Source organism: Pseudomonas sp. 32A, from assembly GCF_052682255.1.
In genome coordinates, this window is record NZ_JBQYLY010000001.1 from 1360555 (window position 1) to 1381461 (window position 20907).

The 20907-nt window shown below is 61.8% G+C and carries 20 protein-coding genes; 9 read left to right on the forward strand and 11 right to left on the reverse strand.

The window, feature by feature from the left end; all coding sequences use genetic code 11:
• Nucleotides 1-71: 71 nt before the first annotated feature.
• Together ACUN0G_RS06225 and ACUN0G_RS06230 are read left to right on the forward strand one after the other, a co-directional pair.
• Nucleotides 72-1394: an MFS transporter gene (locus ACUN0G_RS06225; RefSeq protein WP_445572918.1), complete on the forward strand. Its 1323-nt coding sequence runs from the start codon at nucleotides 72-74 to the stop codon at nucleotides 1392-1394.
• A gap of 59 nt (nucleotides 1395-1453) precedes the next feature.
• A complete protein-coding gene (locus tag ACUN0G_RS06230; RefSeq protein WP_445572919.1) occupies nucleotides 1454-2779 on the forward strand; it encodes an MFS transporter in 1326 nt (441 codons plus the stop codon).
• Here ACUN0G_RS06230 and ACUN0G_RS06235 read toward each other — a convergent pair.
• Nucleotides 2734-2979, reverse strand: coding sequence for a hypothetical protein (locus tag ACUN0G_RS06235; RefSeq protein WP_258344178.1), 246 nt, complete (start codon nucleotides 2977-2979; stop codon nucleotides 2734-2736). The two genes, ACUN0G_RS06230 and ACUN0G_RS06235, sit on opposite strands and share 46 nt — an antisense overlap.
• Nucleotides 2980-3039: 60 nt before the next feature.
• Between ACUN0G_RS06235 and ACUN0G_RS06240 the strand changes: the two genes are divergently transcribed.
• Both ACUN0G_RS06240 and ACUN0G_RS06245 read left to right on the forward strand, forming a co-directional pair.
• Entirely contained in the window at nucleotides 3040-3975 is a 936-nt protein-coding gene (locus ACUN0G_RS06240) for a LysR substrate-binding domain-containing protein (protein WP_167662740.1), read from the forward strand.
• Between the two features lie 170 nt (nucleotides 3976-4145).
• Complete coding sequence (locus ACUN0G_RS06245; RefSeq protein ID WP_258344182.1) at nucleotides 4146-4508, forward strand: 5-carboxymethyl-2-hydroxymuconate Delta-isomerase; 363 nt, start codon at nucleotides 4146-4148, stop codon at nucleotides 4506-4508.
• Nucleotides 4509-4618: 110 nt separating this feature from the next.
• Here the strand turns inward: ACUN0G_RS06245 and ACUN0G_RS06250 are convergent, their stop codons facing one another.
• From ACUN0G_RS06250 to ACUN0G_RS06265, 4 genes are all read right to left on the reverse strand, one after another.
• Nucleotides 4619-5554 carry a LysR family transcriptional regulator gene (locus tag ACUN0G_RS06250; RefSeq protein WP_421524652.1) on the reverse strand — a complete coding sequence of 312 codons (936 nt, stop codon included), beginning with the start codon at nucleotides 5552-5554 and terminating at the stop codon, nucleotides 4619-4621.
• A 137-nt stretch (nucleotides 5555-5691) separates the two neighbouring features.
• Nucleotides 5692-6879, reverse strand: a complete 1188-nt coding sequence (locus ACUN0G_RS06255) for a cyanate transporter (RefSeq protein WP_445572920.1) — start codon at nucleotides 6877-6879, stop codon at nucleotides 5692-5694.
• A 265-nt stretch (nucleotides 6880-7144) separates the two neighbouring features.
• Nucleotides 7145-8587 (reverse strand): aldehyde dehydrogenase family protein, encoded by a 1443-nt coding sequence (locus ACUN0G_RS06260; protein ID WP_445572921.1) that lies wholly within the window; start codon nucleotides 8585-8587, stop codon nucleotides 7145-7147.
• A complete protein-coding gene (locus ACUN0G_RS06265; protein ID WP_445572922.1) occupies nucleotides 8584-10209 on the reverse strand; it encodes a 5-guanidino-2-oxopentanoate decarboxylase in 1626 nt (541 codons plus the stop codon). The genes ACUN0G_RS06260 and ACUN0G_RS06265 overlap by 4 nt, the downstream gene beginning before the upstream one ends.
• A gap of 111 nt (nucleotides 10210-10320) precedes the next feature.
• On the opposite strand from ACUN0G_RS06265, the gene ACUN0G_RS06270 reads away from it, so the two are divergent.
• Nucleotides 10321-11190 (forward strand): LysR substrate-binding domain-containing protein, encoded by an 870-nt coding sequence (locus ACUN0G_RS06270; RefSeq protein ID WP_445572923.1) that lies wholly within the window; start codon nucleotides 10321-10323, stop codon nucleotides 11188-11190.
• Nucleotides 11191-11320: 130 nt separating this feature from the next.
• Here the strand turns inward: ACUN0G_RS06270 and ACUN0G_RS06275 are convergent, their stop codons facing one another.
• Nucleotides 11321-11935 carry an NAD(P)-dependent oxidoreductase gene (locus ACUN0G_RS06275; protein WP_445572924.1) on the reverse strand — a complete coding sequence of 205 codons (615 nt, stop codon included), beginning with the start codon at nucleotides 11933-11935 and terminating at the stop codon, nucleotides 11321-11323.
• A gap of 34 nt (nucleotides 11936-11969) precedes the next feature.
• A complete protein-coding gene (locus ACUN0G_RS06280; protein WP_445572925.1) occupies nucleotides 11970-12842 on the reverse strand; it encodes an MBL fold metallo-hydrolase in 873 nt (290 codons plus the stop codon).
• 104 nt (nucleotides 12843-12946) lie between these two features.
• Here ACUN0G_RS06280 and ACUN0G_RS06285 point away from each other — a divergent pair, with 104 nt between their 5' ends.
• Nucleotides 12947-13852 carry a LysR family transcriptional regulator gene (locus tag ACUN0G_RS06285; protein WP_421524645.1) on the forward strand — a complete coding sequence of 302 codons (906 nt, stop codon included), beginning with the start codon at nucleotides 12947-12949 and terminating at the stop codon, nucleotides 13850-13852.
• A gap of 100 nt (nucleotides 13853-13952) precedes the next feature.
• Nucleotides 13953-14129 (forward strand): hypothetical protein, encoded by a 177-nt coding sequence (locus tag ACUN0G_RS06290; protein WP_445572926.1) that lies wholly within the window; start codon nucleotides 13953-13955, stop codon nucleotides 14127-14129.
• On the opposite strand, the gene ACUN0G_RS06295 is transcribed toward ACUN0G_RS06290, so the two are convergent.
• The gene (locus ACUN0G_RS06295; protein WP_445572927.1) at nucleotides 14113-15009 is read right to left on the reverse strand and encodes a helix-turn-helix domain-containing protein; all 897 of its coding nucleotides are present in this window, start codon (nucleotides 15007-15009) and stop codon (nucleotides 14113-14115) included. The genes ACUN0G_RS06290 and ACUN0G_RS06295 overlap by 17 nt on opposite strands.
• 189 nt (nucleotides 15010-15198) lie before the next feature.
• Between ACUN0G_RS06295 and pobA the strand changes: the two genes are divergently transcribed.
• The gene (gene pobA / locus ACUN0G_RS06300) at nucleotides 15199-16383 is read left to right on the forward strand and encodes a 4-hydroxybenzoate 3-monooxygenase (protein ID WP_445575525.1); all 1185 of its coding nucleotides are present in this window, start codon (nucleotides 15199-15201) and stop codon (nucleotides 16381-16383) included.
• Between the two features lie 73 nt (nucleotides 16384-16456).
• Nucleotides 16457-17968, forward strand: a complete 1512-nt coding sequence (locus ACUN0G_RS06305; RefSeq protein ID WP_445572928.1) for an MDR family MFS transporter — start codon at nucleotides 16457-16459, stop codon at nucleotides 17966-17968.
• Nucleotides 17969-18788: 820 nt separating this feature from the next.
• Here ACUN0G_RS06305 and ACUN0G_RS06310 read toward each other — a convergent pair.
• The 3 genes from ACUN0G_RS06310 to ACUN0G_RS06320 are packed head-to-tail and all read right to left on the reverse strand — an operon-like array spanning nucleotide 18789 to nucleotide 20825.
• Nucleotides 18789-19628, reverse strand: a complete 840-nt coding sequence (locus tag ACUN0G_RS06310; protein WP_445572929.1) for a cache domain-containing protein — start codon at nucleotides 19626-19628, stop codon at nucleotides 18789-18791.
• A gap of 55 nt (nucleotides 19629-19683) precedes the next feature.
• Nucleotides 19684-20154 carry a cyanase gene (gene cynS / locus ACUN0G_RS06315; protein WP_003210659.1) on the reverse strand — a complete coding sequence of 157 codons (471 nt, stop codon included), beginning with the start codon at nucleotides 20152-20154 and terminating at the stop codon, nucleotides 19684-19686.
• 29 nt (nucleotides 20155-20183) lie between these two features.
• Nucleotides 20184-20825 carry a carbonic anhydrase gene (locus ACUN0G_RS06320; protein WP_063032552.1) on the reverse strand — a complete coding sequence of 214 codons (642 nt, stop codon included), beginning with the start codon at nucleotides 20823-20825 and terminating at the stop codon, nucleotides 20184-20186.
• Nucleotides 20826-20907 lie beyond the last annotated feature (82 nt).

The window sequence follows — 20907 nt, forward strand, 5'->3', positions numbered from 1 at the left end:
TTTTTTTCAACAAGGCACATTCCTTCCGCAACCTTGCGTCAGTGCGCGCCCTCGCGCGCCTGGAGAAACCCATGGCAACCTTGAAAAAAGCCTCGCTGCGCAGTATCCACCGGCACTCCTGGGTGTCGCTGCTGGTGTGCTGGATGATCTGGATCCTCAACGCCTACGACCGTGAGATCGTGCTGCGCCTGGGGCCGACCATCTCCAAGCACTTCGATTTGTCGGCCGATCAGTGGGGCACCATGGCCACGGTGATCATGCTCGCCCTGGCCCTGCTGGATATTCCCGGCTCGATGTGGAGTGACCGCTACGGCGGTGGCTGGAAGCGTGCGCGGTTCCAGGTGCCGCTGGTGCTGGGCTATACGGCGATCTCGTTTCTCTCCGGGTTCAAGGCCCTCAGCGGCAACCTCGCGACCTTTATTGCACTGCGGGTCGGCGTCAACCTTGGCGCCGGCTGGGGCGAGCCGGTGGGTGTGAGCAACACCGCCGAATGGTGGCCGGTGGAACGTCGTGGTTTTGCCCTTGGCGCGCACCACACCGGTTACCCGATTGGCGCCATGCTCAGTGGCATTGTCGCCAGCTTTGTCATCAGCATCTTCGGTGAAGACAACTGGCGCTACGTGTTCTTCTTCGCGTTTGTGGTGGCGTTGCCGCTGATGATTTTCTGGGCGCGTTACTCCACCGCCGAACGCATCACCGCGCTCTACGTCGATATCGCCGCCAAGGGCATGACCCCGCCGGACAACGCACCCGCCAGCCAAGTGAAGGGCCATGCCTGGCGCACCTTTATCGCCACGTTGCGCAATCGCAATATCGCCCTGACGGCGGGTAACACGATGCTGACCCAAGTGGTGTACATGGGCGTCAACATCGTGCTGCCAGCCTACCTCTACAACATCGCCGGGTTGTCCCTGGCCGAGTCGGCGGGGATGAGCGTGGTGTTCACCTTGACCGGGATTCTCGGGCAACTGGTGTGGCCGTCGCTGTCGGACATCATTGGCCGGCGCGTCACCCTGATCATCTGCGGGGTGTGGATGGCCGCCAGTGTCGGTGCGTTCTACTTCGCCAACACCCTGACCCTGATCATCGTCGTGCAACTGCTGTTCGGCCTGGTGGCCAATGCGGTGTGGCCGATCTACTACGCGGTGGCCTGCGACTCGGCCGAGCCGTCGGCGACCTCCACCGCGAACGGCATCATCACTACCGCGATGTTTATCGGCGGCGGCCTGGCGCCGGTGCTGATGGGCAGCCTGATTGCCATGGGCGGCGGCTGGACCACCTTGCACGGCTACACGGTGTGCTTCTTCGTGATGGCCGGTTGTGCCCTGGGCGGGGCGCTGCTGCAACTGTTTTCCCATCGCCCGCCGGCGCTGATTGCGCAACTCGAACCCTAGAACAACACCGATGCGTCCCCCAGCCGTTGCGCTGGCGGGGCGCCAAGAGGAAGTGCCCGATGAAGACTGCAAACACTGCCCGTGAACCACGGGAGTTGAACAAATTGATGTTCGTCAAGCTGATGCCCTTGCTGATCATCGCCTACGTGCTGAGCTTTCTGGACCGCATCAACATCGCCCTGGCCAAGCATCATCTGGATGTTGACCTGGGGATTTCAGCGGCGGCGTACGGCCTGGGCGCAGGGCTGTTTTTCCTGACCTATGCGCTGTCGGAAATTCCCAGCAACCTGATCATGTACAAGGTCGGCGCGCGGTTCTGGATTGCCCGGATCATGGTGACCTGGGGCCTGATTTCGGCGGCCATGGCGTTCGTCCAGGGTGAAACTTCGTTCTATATCCTGCGCCTGCTGCTGGGCATTGCCGAAGCCGGACTGTTTCCCGGGGTGATGCTGTACCTCACCTACTGGTTCAACCGCGAGCAACGGGCGCGGGCCACCGGGTATTTTCTGCTCGGCGTGTGTTTTGCCAACATCATCGGCGGCCCGGTGGGCGCGGCGTTGATGCGCATGGACGGCATCCTCGGCTGGCACGGCTGGCAGTGGATGTTCCTGCTCGAAGGCTTGCCGGCAGTAGCATTTGCCTGGGTGGTGTGGCGCAAGTTGCCGGACCGTCCGAGCAAGGCGCCGTGGCTCTCGGCCGAAGAGGCGCGCGGGATTGAACAGCGCATCGCGATGGAGACCGAAGAGGGCGCAGGCGAGGGTGGGCATTCCCTGAAGAACTGGCTGACCCCGCAGATCCTGCTGGCGATCTTTGTGTACTTTTGCCATCAGATCACCATCTACACCGTGATCTTTTTCCTGCCGAGCATCATCAGCAAGTACGGGGAATTGAGCACCATGAGCGTCGGTTTGCTGACGTCATTGCCGTGGATCGCAGCCGCAGCCGGAGCGGTGTTGCTGCCGCGTTTTGCCACCACGCCCAGCCGTGCCCGGCGGCTGTTGATTACCGGCTTGCTGACCATGGCGTTGGGGTTGGGGATTGCCTCGGTGTCCGGGCCGGTATTCAGCCTGCTGGGCTTCTGTGTGTCGGCGGTGATGTTCTTTGTGGTGCAGTCGATCATCTTTCTCTACCCGGCTTCACGCCTCAAGGGCGTGGCACTGGCGGGCGGGCTGGGCTTCGTCAACGCCTGCGGGTTGCTCGGCGGGTTTGTCGGGCCCTCAGTGATGGGCGCGATCGAAATGAGCACCGGCAATGCCATGAACGGCTTGAAAGTGATTGCCGTGGTGCTGGTGGTGGCCGCGTTGGCCGCCTTGCGTTTGCGCCAGGGGCAGGAGCCTGATCACACCAGCAATGAGGTCGGAAACCCCGAAGCCAGCACCAGATAAGCCACGACGGCCGCCAGGCATAAACCGACAAATACCCGCAACAGTGTCCTGGCGGTAGGGTGAGCGACGAATTTGATGGCCCAGAGCAAAATCCCGGCGAGCAGGATGCTCAAGGCAGAAATGACCAGCACGATGGTGTTCTCACAAGCCTTGGAAGCTGCTTTATAGTCCCAAAGGCCCGTGTTGAACAGTGTGCGCATAGACGCAGGCCCCGGGTGTTTCTAAACTGCGGCTTATCCAGGGCAGTGGGGCGGGCGCCGATGAATCGCAATGAATTACGCAAGGCCGACATCAACTTGATGGTGGTCTTTGAAACCTTGATGCTCGAGCGCAATGTCACCCGGGTGGCGGAGAAGCTGTTTCTCGGCCAACCCACCATCAGTTCGGCCCTCAATCGCCTGCGCACACTGTTCAATGACCCGCTGTTTATTCGCGTCGGCCATCGCATGGAACCCACCGCGCGGGCCGAGGAAATCATCAAGCACCTGTCGCCGGCCCTCGATTCCTTGTCGTCGGCCTTGAGCCTGACCCACGATTTCGACCCCTCCATCAGCACCATGACCTTTCGCATCGGCCTGTCCGATGACGTCGAGTTCGGCCTGCTGCCGCCGTTGCTGCGGGCATTGCGCCAGGAGGCACCGCAGGTGGTGTTCGTGGTGCAGCATGTGGACTACTGGCGCATCCCGGACCTGTTGGCTTCCGGCGATATCACCGTCGGCATCACCCAGACCCGCGGCCTGCCGGCGAATGCCAAGCGCAAGCTGTTGCGGCATATCCGCCCTTGTCTGCTGCGGGCGGACGCCTCGGACAAACCCCTGACCCTCGATGAATACTGCGCACGGCCCCATGTGCTGGTGTCCCACACCGCCAACGTGTCCGGGTTTGCCGATGAATGGCTGGCGGAGATCGGTCGCAAACGCCACGTGGTGCTCTCGGTGCCGCAATACAGCGCGCTGCCGGCGTTGCTCGCCGGCACCGACATGATTGCCAGCCTGCCGGACTACACTGCCCAGGCCATGGCCGCCGGGGGGAATCTGTTCTGCGAGCCGTTTCCGTTCGAAACCCCGACCCTGGACCTGTCCATGGTCTGGCTCAGCCACGTGGACACCGACCCGGCAGAACGCTGGATGCGTTCGCGGCTCGAGGCGTTCATGAGCGAGCGGGACATGCTGCCAGTAGTCGCCCCCAAATCTTGAGACGGCGTTGGTACCGGGGGCGCTGACTTCGGCGGTATTGGTGATCGTGGCGATCCGGGAAAATCGTTCGTTGCGCGGTTTGAGCGAAGTTTCACATTGAAAGCGGTCTGAATCGTTTCGGCCTCGTGCTATATGTATGACTCTTTTCCTACAACAACTCGGAGCTTTTCATGCCGCATCTGCATCTGGAATACACCGCCAATCTCACAGACCTGGCCGTTGAGAAAACCCTGTTGCGGCTCAACAACGTGCTGATGGCGTCCGGGCAGTTCGGTTCCGAGTTCGATATCAAAAGCCGTGCGCTGAAGGTGGAGACGTTCCAGGTGGGCACGTCCTTGAGCCCGCGCGCGTTCATCGCGCTAAAGCTGTCGCTGCTCAGTGGGCGTTCACCACAGGTCAAGAAGCAGTTGTCGGAAAGCCTGCTGGCAGCGCTGCAGGACCTGGGCGAATGGCCGGCGGATTTGCAGGTGCAACTCAGCGTCCTGCTGGTAGACATGGATCGCGATTCCTACAGCAAAGTCACCATCGGCTAACTACTGTAGGAGCGAGCTTGCTCGCGAAAAACTAACAGACGACGCAGGGATCCTGAATGCCCGTGTCATCGTTAACGTTCTTCGCGAGCAAGCTCGCTCCTACAAAAAAGTTATAGCAACCCCTGATCCGCGCACACCTTCACCACCTGCTCCCTGAACCACGTGTTGGCGCTGTCCTGCTCGCTGTGTTCATTCCACTGCATATCCAGGGTAAACCCCGGCAAACCGTTCGGCGCTTCGCAATGGCCGAACACGGTTTTGTCCGCCAGCAGCTTCTGCACCCGACGGGGCAGGGTGACGATAAAGTCGGTGCCGGTGATCATCTTCAGCGCCGCGCTGTAGCTGTTGGCCCGGGCGATCACCTGGCGTTTGCGGGACTGGCGCGCGAGCCAGCCGTCGATCATGTTGGTGTCGGAACTCCAGGGCGTGGGGAACACATGGCGCCGGGCGACGAAGGATTGCAGGCTGAACGCCGGCTCCCGTGGCGCCGAGTGCTTGTCGAACACGCACACCAGGTCGTCCTCCAGCAGCATCTGGGTCTTGATGTCCTTGTGCTCGCGATGAAAGTGCGGCCCGAAGCAGATCACCAGGTCCAGGCGCCCGTCGCGCAAGGCGTCGGCCGGGATCTCGGTTTCGAGCTTCTGCACATTGACGATCACCGGCAGGTCGGCGTGATCGAAGTTTTTCAGCAGGCGCGGCAGGATCAGTTGTTCGAAGTATTCGGGGGCGCAGACGTTGAAGGTCACGGCCTTCTGGGTCGGGTCGAAGGCCTGGCTGCCGGCATGGCAGAGGTTGATGCTTTCGAGGATTTTCTGCACATGCCCGTACATGGTGGCGGCTTTGTACGTAGGGCGCATGCCCGCCCGGGTGTTGATAAACAACTCGTCTTCGAAGCTGGTGCGCAGCTTCTTCAGGCTGTAGCTCACGGTGGACTGGCTGACGAACAGGGTTTCGGAGACGTCGGTCACGCTGCTTTGGTCGTAAACAGCGACAAACACCATCAGGTCCTGCATATCGAGCTTTCTAAGCAAGTTGCTGTTTAGCATCCGTTCCGTCCGCAAGCGCTTTGTACCGAACTCGGTACAAGACAATACAAAATGTTAACGGAACGCTCGTACCAATAGAAAGCTCTGTCGGACCTTTCTCTGTTTGAGGTGAGACAAATAATGTTTACAACACGACCTCAGCGAATATGCCGCGCGTAATGCCGGGGGTCGAAACGCAGCACGATCAGCAGCATCACCACCACCACGGCCGTCAGTGACCACCAGGCCCATTCGAAGCTGCCCAGTTGGTCGCGGATCATCCCGGCAATCAGCGGCGAAAGACCGGCGATCAAATAGCCGATGCCCTGCACAAAGGCGGTCAGGCCACCGGCGCGGCGCGGGTTGTCGAGGTGGTCGAGGGACAGGATCAGGCTCATCGGAAACAACCCGCCGATCCCCAGGCCCAGCAGGCACGGCCACAGCAGGCTCAGGTGCTGCGGGCTCATGATCAGGCCGCAGAAGCCGGCGATGATCAGCACCAGCAGCACCGCGACCACGCCGCGCTTGTCTTGGCGGCGGTTGGCGATGGCCGGGGTGATCAGGCCGGAGACCACTTCCATGGCCGTCAAAAAGCCCAGCAACAGGCCGGCGTTCTGCTCGCTCCAGCCTTGTTCCACGTAGTACGGCGCGAGCCAGGCCAGCACGCAGGTGTAGGCGGCGGTGCCGAGGCCGAAAAAAATCGCCAGCAGCCAGGCCCGGCGATTGCCGAAGAACGACTCCTGTTGGCCTGCGCCGGCTTGGGGCAGTGGCGGCAACACTGAGCGTTGGGCGTACCAGAACACTAGCGCCAACACAGCGAGAACCGCCCAGATCGCCAGCCCGATGCGCCAGCTCCCGGTTTGCACCTGGATAAACGGTGAGAACGAAGCGGCCAGGGCCGCGCCGCCCATGATCGCGGTGACGTACAGCCCCATGAACAGGGAAACGTTGTCGCTGAAGCGCGACTTGATCAAGGCGGGCATCAGCGCCTGGATCATCGCGATGCCTACGCCGGCGGCGATGGCGCTGAGGATCAGCTCAACCGCCGAGTCCAGGAACAACCGGGAGACGGTGGCCATGCCGATCACCCCCAGCGACAGCACAATGCTGCGATGCTCACCGAACCGCTTGGCCACGCCCATGCCAAAAAACATTGCCAGGCCCATGGCCATGACCGGCAGCATGGTCAACAGGGAGGCCGTGCTGAAACTCAGGGCCACATCGGCGCGAATCGACGACAACAACGGGCCGACGGCGGCCATTGAAGGGCGCAGGTTGAGGGCGACCAGCACGACGCTGATCATCAGCCAAAGGGCGGTAGCGGGTTTTGCGCGGACGTTTTCCATGGGCGAGCCTTGAACTGACAAGGGCAGCATTAGGCCGGGCGTGGGGGAGGGGAGCAAATGAGAAAGTCGTTGGGGCTATTGAAAAAATGCGGGAGGGCTTTTTGTGCCAAGGTTTTTGTGGTGAGGAGAGCTTTTGTGGCGAGGGGGCTTGTCCCCCGTTGGAGTGCGAAGCGCTCCCGCTTTTTCTGGGGCCGCTTCGCAGCCCAACGGGGGACAAGCCCCCTCGCCACAGAAGCTCCCTCGCCACAATGTTGTCTGGTGGTTTTCAGACCGCCCGAATCACATGCTTGATCTCCTGAAACGCCTGCAACCCCCACGGCCCCAGTTCCCGGCCAATACTGCTCTGCTTGTAACCACCCCACGCCGCTTGCGGGAAGATCACCTGCGGCGCATTGATCCACACCAGGCCCACCTGCAACGCATTCGCTACCCGCTCAGCCGCTTCCGGGTTGCGGCTCAGCACGCTGGCCACCAAACCAAACTCGCTGTCATTGGCCAGCGCCACCGCCTCGGCCTCATTGGCAAAACTGCGCACACACAGCACCGGGCCGAAGATTTCTTCGTTCCACAACGCGCTGTCCAACGGCACTTCGGTAAACACCGTCGGGCGAATGAAATAACCGCGAGGCAAATCCGCCGGGCGCCCGCCGCCACACAGCAACTTCGCACCGGCTTGCACGCCACGCTCGATATGCCCCAGCACCCGTTGGTACTGCGCTCGGTTGACCAACGCGCCCATTTCTACGTCATCGGCAAACGGGTCCGCCACGCGAATACTCTCGGCCTTGGCCTGCAAACGGGTCAGAAACTCGTCCGCCAATTCGTCGGCGACCAACACCCGGCTGGTGGCCGAGCACATCTGCCCGGCGTTGAAGAATCCACCGCCGCAGGCCAGTTCCACGGCCAGGTCGAGGTCGGCGTCCGCCAACACCAGCAACGACGATTTTCCACCCAGCTCCAGGCTCACGCCCTTGACCGTTTCCGCAGCGCGCTGCATCACTTGCACGCCCACGGCGTTGCTGCCGGTAAAGGAGATTTTCGCGATCCGAGGGTCGGCCGCCATCGGCGCGCCCACCGCCAGGCCAGTGCCGCAGACCAGGTTGAACACACCGGCAGGCAGCCCCACCGAAGCGATGATCCTGGCCAGTTCCAGCTCCGCCAGCGGTGTGACTTCCGAAGGCTTGAGCACCACGCAGCAACCGGCCGCCAACGCCGGGGCGAGTTTCCAGGCAGTGGTGACCATCGGGAAATTCCACGGCACGATCAGGCCCACCACGCCGCAGGGTTCACGGCGTACGCGGGCGCTGAAATCCTCAGTGGGCAGTGCCACCGGAAGGTCCTGGGTGGCATCCATTTCGTCGGCCACACCGGCGTAATACTCAAACGTGGCGATCACGTCGTCCACATCAATCCCGGCCTCGAACAGCGGCTTGCCGTTGTTGCTCGATTGCAGGTGCATCAGGTGGTCACGCTGGGCGCTTACGCCCTCGGCGATCTTGCGCAGCAGTGCCGCGCGGTCGCGCCCGCTGCTTTTCGACCAGTCCGGGAATGCAGCGCTGGCGGCACCGACGGCCTCGGTCACCGCACTTGCATCACCTAGGTTCACTTGAGCCAACGTGGCCTCGGTCGCCGGGTTGATCACGTCCAGCACGTCATGACCCGCACGCCACACGCCATTGATATACAGCCCGTTCAATACCGCGCTCATACCGCCACCTCCTTCATCCAAAGTCCCTGGTCGATTTCAATCAGCGTCGGCCCCTGGCGATCCGTGGCGGCGCGCAATGCGCAACGCAGCTCTTCAACACCGTGCACGGCCTGGGCAGCGCAGCCCAATGCCTTGGCCACGCCGATAAAGTCCGGGGTGTAGATGTCCACGCCCACCGGCTCGATGGCGCGGTTGACCATGTATTTCTTGATCTCCTCATAGCCCTGGTTATTCCACAGCAGCACGATCACCGGCGTGCGCGCTTCCACGGCGCTGGCCAGTTCCGGCAGGGTGAATTGCAGGCCGCCGTCGCCGATCAGGCACACCACCGGCGCACCGTTGCCGCGTCCCAGCCACGCCCCAATGGCCGCCGGCAAGGCGTAGCCGAGGGTGCCGTAGCCGGTGGAGGCGTTGAACCAGCGGCGCGGGTGGTCGAGGTTCAGGGTCAGGTTGCCGGTGTACACCGGTTGGGTGGAGTCGCCTACCAGTACGGCGTCGGGCAACTCGTCCAGGACGGTGTTGAGGAACAGGGTTTGCGCGCGGGTGGTGGCGTCCCAGGTGGGTTCCAGTTCGCTCCACAGGCGGGCGACGCGATGGGCGCCCCAGTTGCTGTCGCGGGCGGCCAAGGGCTTGTTGCCCAGTTCGGCAAGCAAGGCTTGAGCAGCGATTTGCGCGTCAGCCACCAGCGCGACTTGCGGTGGGTAATTGCGTACGGTCTGGTCGGAATCGATATCGACGCGTAGCAGGGCGCCGGGAATGTCGAAGCCGCCGGCGAAGGTCACGTCGTAGTCGGTTTCTGCCAGCTCGGTGCCGATCGCCAGTACTACGTCTGCCTCGGCGACCAAGGCGCGGGTGGCGAGCAGGGTTTGGGTCGAACCGATCAGCAGCGGGTGGTTGGACGCCAGCATGCCCTTGGCATTGATGGTCAGCGCCATCGGCGCGCCGAGGGCTTCGGCCAGTTGCGTCAACTCGGCAGCCGCGTCGATGGCACCGCCACCGGCGAGAATCAGTGGACGTTTCGCCGCCGCCAGCAACCGGCTCATCTGCTTGACCGCCGACGGCGCAGCACCGGCGCGGTAAACGCTGACCGGCTCGCTGCCGAGCAATGCGTCGGCGTTTTCCACCAGCACATCCAGCGGGATTTCGATATGCACCGGGCGCGGTCGCCCGGCCTGGAACAGCGCAAACGCCCGGGCCAACACACCGGGTAATTCGGCGGCCGACATCAAGGTATGGGAGAACGCCGCCACGCCCGCGATCATCGCGCTCTGGTTCGGCAGCTCATGCAGCTTGCCGCGCCCGCCGCCCAGCTGGCTGCGGGACTGCACGCTGGAAATCACCAGCATCGGGATCGAGTCGGCGTACGCCTGGCCCATGGCGGTGGTGATATTGGTCATGCCGGGGCCAGTGATGATGAAGCACACGCCCGGCTTGCCGCTGGTGCGCGCATAGCCGTCGGCCATGAAGCCGGCGCCCTGTTCGTGGCGCGGGGTGACGTGGCGGATGCTCGAGCGCGCCAGGCCCCGGTAGAGTTCCACGGTGTGCACGCCGGGGATGCCGAACACCTGGTCCACGCCGTAGCCTTCCAGCAGGTTGACCAATACTTCGCCGCAGGTCGCCATTGTCGTCGCTCTTATTGTTGATAAAGGCCCGTATTGGAACGGCTGGCCCATAGCGGCAACAATCGATAAAAAGTCATACTAGCCATGTCCTCACGTCATGGCTGCGCCCTTATGAAACGCCTTCCGCCGTTGCCGGCCTTGCACACCTTTTGGGTCACGGCCCAGTGCTGCAACTTCACCCGAGCCGCCGAGCAATTGCACATCACCCAGGGGGCGGTGAGCCGGCAGATTGCCGGGCTGGAAAGTCATCTCGGTTATGCACTGTTCCAGCGCCAGGCCCGTGGCTTGAGCCTGACCGAAGAGGGCCGTGAATGGTCGCTGCGGGCGCAGCAGGTGTTTGGCCTGATCGGTGACGCGGTGGAGCAGATCGGCACCCGCCGCGAGACCTTGCAGCTCAAGGCTTCCACCTGCGTGATGCGCTGGCTGTTACCGCGCCTGATGCAGTGGCAGCAAGAACGCCCGGACGTGCCGGTGGAACTGACCACCACCGTGGCCTACACCGTCGACTTTCGCCGTGAACAGTTCGATGCCGCGGTGATTTACGCGCCGATTGCCGAGCAGTCGGCCCAGGCCCGGCATTTGTTTGATGAGCGCCTGACACCGGTGTGCGCGCCGGCCTTGCTCGGTGGTTTGCACACGCCCGCCGACTTGCAGCAACAGGTGCTGTTGCACCCTACGCGGGATGAACGGGATTGGGCGTTGTGGTTGAAGGCGGCGAATACACGCTTGAGCAATCTCGCCCAGGGGCATCATTTTGAAACGCTGGATCTGGCGATGACGGTGGCGTCCCAAGGCTCCGGTGTGGCGATTGGCGACAGCGCGCTGATTGGCGAGGACTTGAAGGCGGGGCGGTTGGCGACACCGTTTGAACTGCGGGTGTCGACGGGGATGGGGTATTACCTGGTGTACCCGCCGGGGACGCAGCCTTCGGCGGGGTTGGAGCAGCTTATGGATTGGTTGGTGAGCCAGGCGCAGGCTTAATAAATGATCGTTCCCGCGCTCTGCGTGGGAATGCCGCCCTGGACGCTCTGCGTCCGCTCTAGGAGCCGTGACGCGGAGCGTCACAAGATGCATTCCCACGCAGAGCGTGGGAACGATCGAACGTAGGGGGTCAGTAACCGACGGTAAACCGCTGGCGCGAATGCTTCGGCGTTTCCACTTCGTCAATCAGGGCAATCGCAAAGTCGGCAAAGCTGATCCAGCTGCGGCCTTCACGGCTCACCAGCAATTCATCCTGGCCCAGGCGGAATTTTCCGGTGCGCGCGGTCTCGACGAACTCCGCCGAAGGCGACAGGAAGGTCCAGTCCAGGTCTTTTTCCTGACGCAGGGTGTCGAGGAAGACGCTGCCGGCGCTGGCTTCGGCTTTGTATTCTTCCGGGAAGCCCGGGCTGTCGATCACTCGGCTGCCGCCTGACAACAGCAGCGAACCGGCACCGCCCACCACCAGCAGGCGCTTCACGCCGGCTTTTTTCACCGGGGTGATCACCGCTTCCGCAGGCAGGGTGGCGAAGTGCGCCGCGCTGATCACCACGTCGTTGCCGCGGATGGCCTGTTCCAGCGCCTGGGCATCCAGTGCATCCACTTGCTTGGCGATGACCCCAGGGCGCACGCCGATTTTGTCGGTATTGCGAGCGATGGCCGTGACGGTGTGCCCGCGACGCAACGCTTCTTCCAGCAGTTGGCTACCGGCACGACCGGTGGCACCAATGATTGCGATCTTGCTCATGACGTTCTCCAGTACGGTTAAGGGTTGAATCGACTCACCACTGCATTTCGCCCTTGGCGACTTTGGCGCCCAATTCCAGGGTGCTTTCGTCGCCCAGGTTCGGGTAACGCTTTTTCATCGCCGCGATCAGGGCGGCAGAGTCCTTGGCCTTGGCGGTTTCTTCATCAAACGCCTTGATGTAGTCGGCGGTGAACGCTACGGATTTGAGCGACGGTGTGCCCAGGTAGTGACCCGGGATCACGGTGCGCGGTTTCAAGTCCTGGATACGTTGCAGGGTTGCCAGCCAATCGGTGTGGGACTTCGCGGTCTGCGTGTCGGCCATCCACACATGAATGTTCTCGGAGACCACCACACCACCGACCACTGCCTTGATCGACGGGATCCACACAAAGGTGCGGTCCGGTTGTGCGCCGTCCAGGCCGATCACTTCCAGTTGCTTGCCTTCGAGGGTCAGGCTGTGACCTTCAAGTACCTGCGGGATAACCGCTTTGGCAGGCTTGTCGGCCCCCAGTTTCGGGCCCCAGAACGCCAGTTTGTGTTCAACGGTGGCCTTGATATGGTCCACCACCGGCTGCGGCGCCACGACTTTGGCTTGGGGGAAGGCGGCGGTCAGGGTGTCGAGGCCGAAGTAGTAGTCCGGGTCGCCGTGGCTGATGTAGATGGTCGTCAGGCGCTTGCCGCTGGCGCGGATTTTTTGCACCAGTTGCTCGGCCTGGGTCTTGCCGAATTGGGCGTCCACCAGGATCGCGTCTTTGTCGCCGCTGACCAGTACCGAAGTGACCGGCATCATCGCGGTCTCGCCCGGGTTGTAGGCATCCAGGGTCAGGTCGGCAGCCGTGGCGTGGGCGGCGAAGGCCAGGGTGGCGGCGGCCAGGGCCACGCGCTTGAGCGGGGAGAATCCAAACATGTGCTGCTCCAGTCATCGGTAAGGTGTGGACAGAGCTTAGTTGCACCAAACGCTACAAAAAATGCGATGCTTGGACATAGTTTGTTTCTAAAAGCGGGCAAATCATGGATCGTCTTCAAGCAATGCGGGTGTTTGTGGCCGTGGTGGACTTGGGCAGCCAATCCGCAGCGGCCGATCATCTGGACTTATCACGCCCGGTGGTATCGCGCTACCTGGCGGAGCTGGAAGACTGGGTCGGCGCGCGGCTGATGCACCGCACCACCCGCAAACTCAGCCTGACCGCCGCCGGCAGCGAAACCTTGCCCCGTTGCCGACAGATGCTGGAGTTGTGCAGCGACATGCAGGCCGCCGTCAGCGAACCGGACGAAGCACCCCGTGGCCTGCTGCGCCTGAGCGTCAGCACCTCCTTCGGCCAGGCGCAGTTGGCCGATGCCATGGCTGAATACGTCAAGCGCTACCCGCTGGTCAGCATCGACATGCAGATGCTCGATCGCACGGTGAACCTGGTGGACGAACGCATCGACCTGGCGATCCGCACCAGCTTTGAACTGGATCCCAACCTGATCGCCCGTCGCCTCACGCTGTGCCGTTCGGTGATCTGCGCATCGCCCGCTTACCTGCTGGAGCATCCGCAGCCCCGGCAGGTACAAGACCTGGCCCGGCACAATTGCCTGACCCACTCCTACTTCGGCAAAAGCCTGTGGCACTTCGTGGAAAACGGCGAGCCGGTGTCGGTGCCGGTGCAGGGCAATATCAGTGCGAATGAGGCCAGCACTTTATTACGGGTGACGCTGGCGGGGGCCGGGGTGTCGCGGCTGCCGAGTTATCAGGCCGGCGACTACATCCGCAGGGGTGAGTTGATCCGCTTGTTGCCCGACGCCGAGCCGCAGCAGATGAACATCTACGCGGTGTACGCCTCGCGCAAGCACATGCCGTCGGCGCTGCGCAGCCTGCTGGATTTTCTGGTGTTGAGGTTTCCGGAGGAGCCGGTGTGGGACGTCGGTCTCTGAGCCGACATAAACAGGTTGAATGTCGCCCGATAATGGCGACTTGCCTCAGTTGACCTATGCTTATCAAAGCACCTTCTTGATCCGGTCAGAGGTCAGCATCATGTCGATCAAAACAAGAAAGTACCTGATGATTTTCACCCTGTGCGTCGCCGCCACAGCGCTCTATGGCACTGCCGCCTACCGCGTCGAACAGACCCGCATGCAGCCGAGCTTCGCCTCCAGCTGCAATCACGGTCAATGCGTTGGCCACATGGCTGCCTTCAGTTCGCTGCGCTAGCGTCCTGGTCGGCTTTCAACTGCTCCCGAAACGCTTTCGGGGAGAACCCGACGCGCCGACGAAACAGTCGCGAGAAGTTGGTCGGGTCGGAAAAACCCAGCACTTCCGACATCTCATTGATGGTCATGCTGGTGTAGGTCAGCAGGCGCTTGGCTTCCAGCAATTGGCGGTCGTGCATGATCTGCAGCGCGGGCTGCCCGCCCAATTCCCGACATGTACCGTTCAGGTGTGAGACCGAGATCCCGAGCTTGTGGGCCAGGTCTTCGATTTTCGGGTGTTCGCGGTAATGCTGTTCCACCAACTGGGTGAACCGGCGGAAGTATTCGCGGCCCCGGGGCGCCCGTGGATGCCGGCGCTGGATGGCCTGTCGGCTGATCCACACCAGCAGCACACTGACCAGCGCATGCATCATCATGTCCCGTGCCGGTTGATCGCTGGCGTACTCGTCCTGCAACCGCGCAAACAGGCTGTTGAGGTAGTCACTGTCGTTGCCGGCAGGGTAGCTGCCCAGGGCATTCAGGCCATCCAGCGCCGCGCCCAGTTGCCCCTGCAGGTGCGCCATCAGCGGCGCGGCCAGGGTCACCACAAAACCTTCGACGTCTTCGGAAAACCGAAAGCCATGCACACACAACGGCGGCAGCACCTGCAGCGTCGCTTCGCTCAAGGTGCTGCGCTGGCCTTCAATTTCCAGCTGCGCCTGGCCCTTGTGCACGTAGAGCAATTGGCACAGGTCCGCGTGCCGGTGGGGCTGGATTTCCCACTGGTACTCACGGCTGCGCCGGGAGATGGTTTCACAGTGCAACAAATCCGGGGTCGGCCATTGCTGGCTCTCACCGTAGAGTTTGAACACTGGAATCGCGGCACTGGCAGTTTTGGTCATGGCTTCATCCGATACTTCGGGATAATTGTGCGGTAATCGCCCCAATTGGCAAAAAGCGCAGCTTTGGGCTCAGTTTTCACCTTCTTATGCCGGGCACTCAAGTGAAAAATGCCAGCAACAACATCAATGACAACTCTTTCACCGAATACGTTCGGGTGAAGCTTGCGGGCCATAAAAATAATGAAAACGCTGAAAACCCAAGTCGCCATCATCGGCGCCGGTCCTTCGGGACTGCTGCTCGGCCAACTGTTGCACGAGGCCGGGATTGAAACCCTGATTCTAGAGCGCCAGACCCCGGATTACGTGCAAGGGCGCATCCGTGCCGGGGTGCTGGAGCAAGGCATGGTCGACCTGTTGCGCCAGGCCGGCGTCAGTGCGCGGATGGATGCCGAAGGCCTGGTCCATGATGGCTTTGAGCTTGCACTGAATGGGCAACTGACCCACATCGACCTCAAGGCGCTGACCGGCGGCAAGACGGTGATGATCTACGGCCAGACCGAAGTCACCCGCGACCTGATGGCCGCTCGTCAGGCCAGCGGCGCCAGCACGTTTTACCAAGCCAGCAACGTTCAGCCTCATGATCTGAAAAGCGCAGAGCCGTGGCTGAGCTTCGAGCATGAAGGTGAACAGTATCGGCTGGACTGCGATTACATCGCCGGCTGTGACGGTTTTCACGGTGTGGCGCGTCAGTCGATTCCCGCTGAAGCGTTGAAAGTCTTTGAACGGGTGTATCCGTTCGGCTGGCTTGGCATTCTCGCCGACACCCCGCCGATCCACGATGAACTGGTGTACGCCAAGCACGAGCGCGGTTTTGCCCTGTGCAGCATGCGCTCACCCACCCGCAGCCGCTATTACCTGCAAGTGCCGGCCGATGAGTCGGTTGACGACTGGTCCGATGAGCGCTTCTGGGATGAACTGAAAACCCGGCTGCCTACGTCGTTGATCGAGCAACTGGTGACGGGCCCGTCCATCGAAAAGAGCATCGCACCCCTGCGCAGCTTTGTGGTGGAGCCGATGCAATACGGTCGCCTGTTCCTGCTGGGCGACGCCGCCCACATCGTGCCGCCCACCGGCGCCAAGGGCTTGAACCTGGCGGCCAGCGATGTCAGCACCTTGTTCAATATTTTGCTCAAGGTGTACCGCGAGGGCAGGGTGGAATTACTGGAGAAATACTCACAGATTTGCCTGCGGCGGATCTGGAAGGCCGAACGGTTTTCCTGGTGGATGACCTCGATGTTGCACCAATTCCCGGAGGCGGACGGCTTCAGCCAGCGCATCGCCCAGAGCGAACTGGAATACTTCGTCGACTCCGAAGCCGGTCGTAAAACCATTGCAGAAAATTACGTCGGGCTTCCTTACGAGGCTATCGAATAGCCAGCTATCTAGTACACTGACGAGCATTCCTGCGGGCTTCCTTTTCCCGCGGGCCTTGCTCGCAGGTTCTGCCGTGACCAACCTCAATCAGCCCGCCACACCTGCTGTTCGCAGTGTCCTTGTCGCCTTGATGATGGCGATCTTTCTCGGGGCCCTGGACCAGACCATCGTTGCTGTGTCCATGCCGGCGATTTCCGCCCAGTTCCATGACGTCAACCTGCTGGCCTGGGTGATCTCCGGCTACATGGTGGCGATGACCGTGGCGGTGCCGATCTACGGCAAGCTCGGCGACCTGTACGGGCGCCGGCCGATGATGCTGATCGGTATGGGCCTGTTCACCCTTGCATCGCTGTTCTGCGGCATGGCCCAGAGCATGGAGCAGCTGGTGCTGGCGCGGATCCTCCAGGGCATCGGTGCCGGCGGGATGATTTCGGTCAGCCAGGCGATTATCGGCGACATCATTCCGCCCCGTGAGCGTGGGCGTTACCAGGGTTACTTCAGCAGCATGTACGCGGTGGCGAGCGTCGCCGGCCCGGTGTTGGGTGGTTACATGACCGAATACCTGTCGTGGCGCTGGGTGTTCCTGATCAACCTGCCATTGGGCGCGGGCGCCTGGTGGGTGGCCCATCGCACGCTGGTGGGGCTGCCGGTGCCGCAGCGCAAGCCAGTGATCGACTATCTCGGCACTGTGCTGATGATCGTCGGTTTGACGGCGCTGTTGCTGGGCATCACCGAAATTGGCCAGGGTCATCATTGGCGCGACGATGAAGTGCTGGGCTTGCTGGTTTGCGCGTTGGTGGCGTTGACGGTGTTTGTGTGGCACGAGCGTCGGGCGCGGGAGCCGTTGTTGCCGATGCACTTGTTCGCCAACCGCAGTGCGGTGTTGTGTTGGTGCACGATTTTCTTTACCAGTTTCCAGGCGATTTCCCTCACGGTGTTGATGCCGCTGCGTTACCAGACCGTGACCGGTTCTGGTGCCGACAGCGCCGCTTTGCACTTGCTGCCACTGGCGATGGGCTTGCCGATGGGGGCGTACTTCGCCGGGCGTATGACCTCGGTGACTGGGCGCTATAAGCCGATGATTCTGATTGGCGCTTTCCTGAGTCCGATCGCGATTCTCGGCATGGCCCTCAGTGCGCCGCAGGCTGTGGCAGTGACCAGTTTGTTTATGTTGCTGTGTGGGATTGCCGCCGGGATGCAGTTTCCGACTTCGCTGGTGGGCACGCAAAATTCGGTGGAACAGCGGGATATTGGGGTGGCTACCAGCACCACCAATCTGTTCCGTTCCCTGGGCGGGGCGGTCGGGGTGGCGTGTATGTCGGCGCTGTTGCTGGCGTTGTTGCAGGATTCCAGTTTTGCGCACTTGGCCAGTGGGGCGTTGGTGGCTGAGGGGAGTTCCGGGAATGTGTTGCTGGATGGTTTGAATGCGGCGCCTGGGCCGGCGCAGGATGCTTTGCGGGGGGAGTTGTTGATTACCTTCAGGCATTTGCTGATGGTCAGTGCCGGGGTGTCGTTGTTGGGGTTGGCGGCTGCGATTGCCATGCCTAATCGGGTGTTGCGGGGGCGGGAAGATAAGGCCCGGTAGTATTGGGTTTGTTTTGTTTTGTTTTGTTTTGTGTACATATCCGTTGCTGCGGTAACGGCGGCTTATGGTTCCGCTCTTACAGCGGGTCACTTTTGGCAAACGCCCCAAAAGTAACCAAAAGGTCTTTGCCCCACCACTCGGTGCCTCGCTTAGGCTCGGCATGCCCGCACTCCGGCCCGGTTCCGCGGGCCGCCGCGACGGGCCATCCATGGCCCGGCGCGGCTAAATCGGCTTCCCTGCCGATTTACCCGCTCCACCGTGCCTACTTGCGGCCATCGTGGTTAATGGGGCCCGCAGATCAAGATCAAAAGCACGCAGCCTCGCTGGCGCTCGACAGCTGCTACGGGCGGGGTGGCGCTGCTTTTCTGTGGGAGCTGGCTTGCCTGCGATGCAGACAACTTGGTTTTTCAGGCAGACCCAGTTGATGCTATCGCAGGCAAGCCAGCTCCCACATTCGGACCGTGCCCACTCTAGCTTTTGATTTGGCTTTTGCTTCACCACACTCAAGCCGGCCTGTAGGCCGCTGTGTTCTTGATCTTGCTTTTGATCTTGATCTTAGGCGCCCCGTTAAACCACGCTGGCCGAACGCAGGCTTTGGAGCGTGGGTAACCTGGCAGGACGCCAGGTTAGCCGTCCTGGGCCAAGGATGGCCCATGACGGCGGCCCACGGTCCAAAGCCGGAGTGAGGGCACACCGAGCCTAGGCGAGGTGCCGAGTGGTGGGGCAAGAGCGTTTTGCTTACTTTTGCGCTCTTCAAAAGTGAGCCGCTGTAAGAGCGGAACCATAAGCAGCCGTTACCGCAGCAACGGATATTCACCCATCAAGGACTGTAATACCCCACAGCCACCATGAAATGTCCGGTTTTGCGCAAATACGCATGCTTGTTCTCAACCTTCCCGGTCACCGGGTTTTTCCAGCGGTACGTGTATTCCCCCTGATCCTGCTCGGCCATGACCGCCAGGATCGGCTCACCCACTGGCTTCCCGTCGGGATCCTTGATCTTGCTGAAATCCGTATTCACCAACCGCGGAGTCGTGCCATGAGCCACGTAGCGCCGGGTGTCGAGGTCAACCACAAACACATACAAATCGTCCTGTAGAAAGCCGCCCTGCATGGCGTTGATCGCCTTGAGCGTCCCGACCGGGTCCTTCTCCAGTGCCTTGACCGCTTTATTACGCAGCGCCCTGGCGTGCTCCGGGGTCGCCCGTGGCAAGTAATAACCTACGGCCAGAATCCGCTGCCCAACACGCTGGTAATACACATGCTTGCGCTCAACCTTACCGTCATTCCAATTCTGCCAACGGTAATCGGCCTGCTGAATACCACTGCCCTCCGGCACCGCCAGCGCGTCCTTGAACGACTTGTTCAAATCCGGCCCCAGTACCTCGGAAACGTTGCGCCCGATCAACGCAGAAGAGGGCCCGCCACTTGCCAGCAGCACGCCCTTGGTGTTGACCACGAATACATAGCGGTCCTGATCGACGAATTCACCTTGGCGGCTGAACGCCGCAAAAGCCTTGTCACCCTTCGTCTGGTAATACGCCAAGGCCTTTTCCAGCAAGGCCTTGGCCGCTTGGGCATCCGCCTCCTCAGCGGTGGCGGCGTGCACCTGGCCAACACACAACAGCAGCAGCCAGGTGGCTCGGAGCATTGCCTTCATTACCCGTCCCTCGTTCTTGTTGGTGTGCCAAGAGCGTAGACGGTTTACCGGCAAATCAGAACGGTTTGGTCGGCAGGTATTTGCCATCCAGGGTGATCACCGCGCGGGAGCCGCCGTCCGGGTCTTCCACCTTCTTGATGTCCAGCTTGAAGTTGATCGCGCTGATGATGCCGTCGCCAAACTGCTCGTGCACCAGGGCCTTGAGGGTCGAACCGTAGACCTGCAGCATTTCATAGAAGCGATACATGGTCGGGTCCGTCGGCACACCGCCGGGGAAGCTGCCACGCAGGGGCACGGTTTGCAGCAGGCGGCTGGCGTCCTGGTCGAGGCCGAGCTTGTCGCAGACCACATCGGCAGCGTCTTTCGGCAGTGGGTGCTGGCCGAGCAGGGCGGCGGTGACGAACGCCAGGCTCAGGCCGGTGCCGTCGGTGAGGTCCTGCCACGACAGGTTCTTGCGCGCCTTGATGTCGATGACGGTGTCGGCCAGGGCCAGGCGTGGGGATTGGGCGAATTGGGATTGCAACATGATGATTTCCTCTTGGGGTTGAATAAGGTTCAAGCCGCGTGGGCGCGGGTGGTCGGGTGGTCGAGCAGGGACACGAAGCGCCCGCTGCGGCCATCCAGGGCGTCGATGCCGCCGCTTTCAATATCGTAGACCCAGCCGTGCAGGCTCAGCCGGCCTTGCTCCAGGGCCAGGGCTACGGAAGGGTGGGTCTTGAGATTAGCCAACTGGGCGACCACGTTTTCCCGCACCAGCGAGTTCAGCCGGTCGGCATCGGAGGCGTGAGTGCGGGCGGCGTTGATCACCTTGGCCGACTCGGCGTGGCGCAGCCAGTTGGCCACGGCAGGCAGGTGGTCGAGGCATTTGCAGGTGGAAATGGCGGTCATGGCGCCGCAGTCGGAGTGGCCGCAGATCACGATATCGCTGACGCCGAGAACGGCTACCGCGTATTCGACGGTGGCCGACACGCCGCCGGGCTCTGGCCCGTAGGACGGCACGATGTTGCCGGCATTGCGGATCACAAACAGATCCCCGGGTTCCTGCTGGGTCAACAGCTCCGGGACTACGCGGCTGTCGGAACAGGACACGAACAGCGTGCCGGGGTTCTGTGTGGTCGCCAGGTGTTTGAACAGATCGCTGCGTTGGGTGAAGGCTTCACCCTGGAACTTGCGGAAGCCGTCGATGAGGTCTTGCATGGTGGTTCTCCTTGCGTCGCTGATGGGGCAAGGATGGAAGTTTTCAGCTATAGCGTCCAAGACCGGCTTATTATGGTTTCTA

What these genes read in the sequence shown, in the direction of transcription:
- ACUN0G_RS06230 (WP_445572919.1), top strand. Translation starts at nt 1,454, where the DNA reads ATGAAGACTGCAAACACTGCCCGTGAACCACGGGAGTTGAACAAATTG.
- ACUN0G_RS06285 (WP_421524645.1), top strand. Translation starts at nt 12,947, where the DNA reads ATGGATCGTCTTCAAGCAATGCGGGTGTTTGTGGCCGTGGTGGACTTG.
- ACUN0G_RS06295 (WP_445572927.1), bottom strand. Translation starts at nt 15,009, where the DNA reads ATGACCAAAACTGCCAGTGCCGCGATTCCAGTGTTCAAACTCTACGGT.
- ACUN0G_RS06235 (WP_258344178.1), bottom strand. Translation starts at nt 2,979, where the DNA reads ATGCGCACACTGTTCAACACGGGCCTTTGGGACTATAAAGCAGCTTCC.
- ACUN0G_RS06225 (WP_445572918.1), top strand. Translation starts at nt 72, where the DNA reads ATGGCAACCTTGAAAAAAGCCTCGCTGCGCAGTATCCACCGGCACTCC.
- ACUN0G_RS06260 (WP_445572921.1), bottom strand. Translation starts at nt 8,587, where the DNA reads ATGAGCGCGGTATTGAACGGGCTGTATATCAATGGCGTGTGGCGTGCG.
- ACUN0G_RS06310 (WP_445572929.1), bottom strand. Translation starts at nt 19,628, where the DNA reads ATGAAGGCAATGCTCCGAGCCACCTGGCTGCTGCTGTTGTGTGTTGGC.
- ACUN0G_RS06270 (WP_445572923.1), top strand. Translation starts at nt 10,321, where the DNA reads ATGAAACGCCTTCCGCCGTTGCCGGCCTTGCACACCTTTTGGGTCACG.
- ACUN0G_RS06275 (WP_445572924.1), bottom strand. Translation starts at nt 11,935, where the DNA reads ATGAGCAAGATCGCAATCATTGGTGCCACCGGTCGTGCCGGTAGCCAA.
- ACUN0G_RS06320 (WP_063032552.1), bottom strand. Translation starts at nt 20,825, where the DNA reads ATGCAAGACCTCATCGACGGCTTCCGCAAGTTCCAGGGTGAAGCCTTC.
- ACUN0G_RS06240 (WP_167662740.1), top strand. Translation starts at nt 3,040, where the DNA reads ATGAATCGCAATGAATTACGCAAGGCCGACATCAACTTGATGGTGGTC.
- ACUN0G_RS06255 (WP_445572920.1), bottom strand. Translation starts at nt 6,879, where the DNA reads ATGGAAAACGTCCGCGCAAAACCCGCTACCGCCCTTTGGCTGATGATC.
- ACUN0G_RS06245 (WP_258344182.1), top strand. Translation starts at nt 4,146, where the DNA reads ATGCCGCATCTGCATCTGGAATACACCGCCAATCTCACAGACCTGGCC.
- ACUN0G_RS06250 (WP_421524652.1), bottom strand. Translation starts at nt 5,554, where the DNA reads ATGCTAAACAGCAACTTGCTTAGAAAGCTCGATATGCAGGACCTGATG.
- ACUN0G_RS06280 (WP_445572925.1), bottom strand. Translation starts at nt 12,842, where the DNA reads ATGTTTGGATTCTCCCCGCTCAAGCGCGTGGCCCTGGCCGCCGCCACC.
- cynS (WP_003210659.1), bottom strand. Translation starts at nt 20,154, where the DNA reads ATGTTGCAATCCCAATTCGCCCAATCCCCACGCCTGGCCCTGGCCGAC.
- ACUN0G_RS06290 (WP_445572926.1), top strand. Translation starts at nt 13,953, where the DNA reads ATGTCGATCAAAACAAGAAAGTACCTGATGATTTTCACCCTGTGCGTC.
- ACUN0G_RS06265 (WP_445572922.1), bottom strand. Translation starts at nt 10,209, where the DNA reads ATGGCGACCTGCGGCGAAGTATTGGTCAACCTGCTGGAAGGCTACGGC.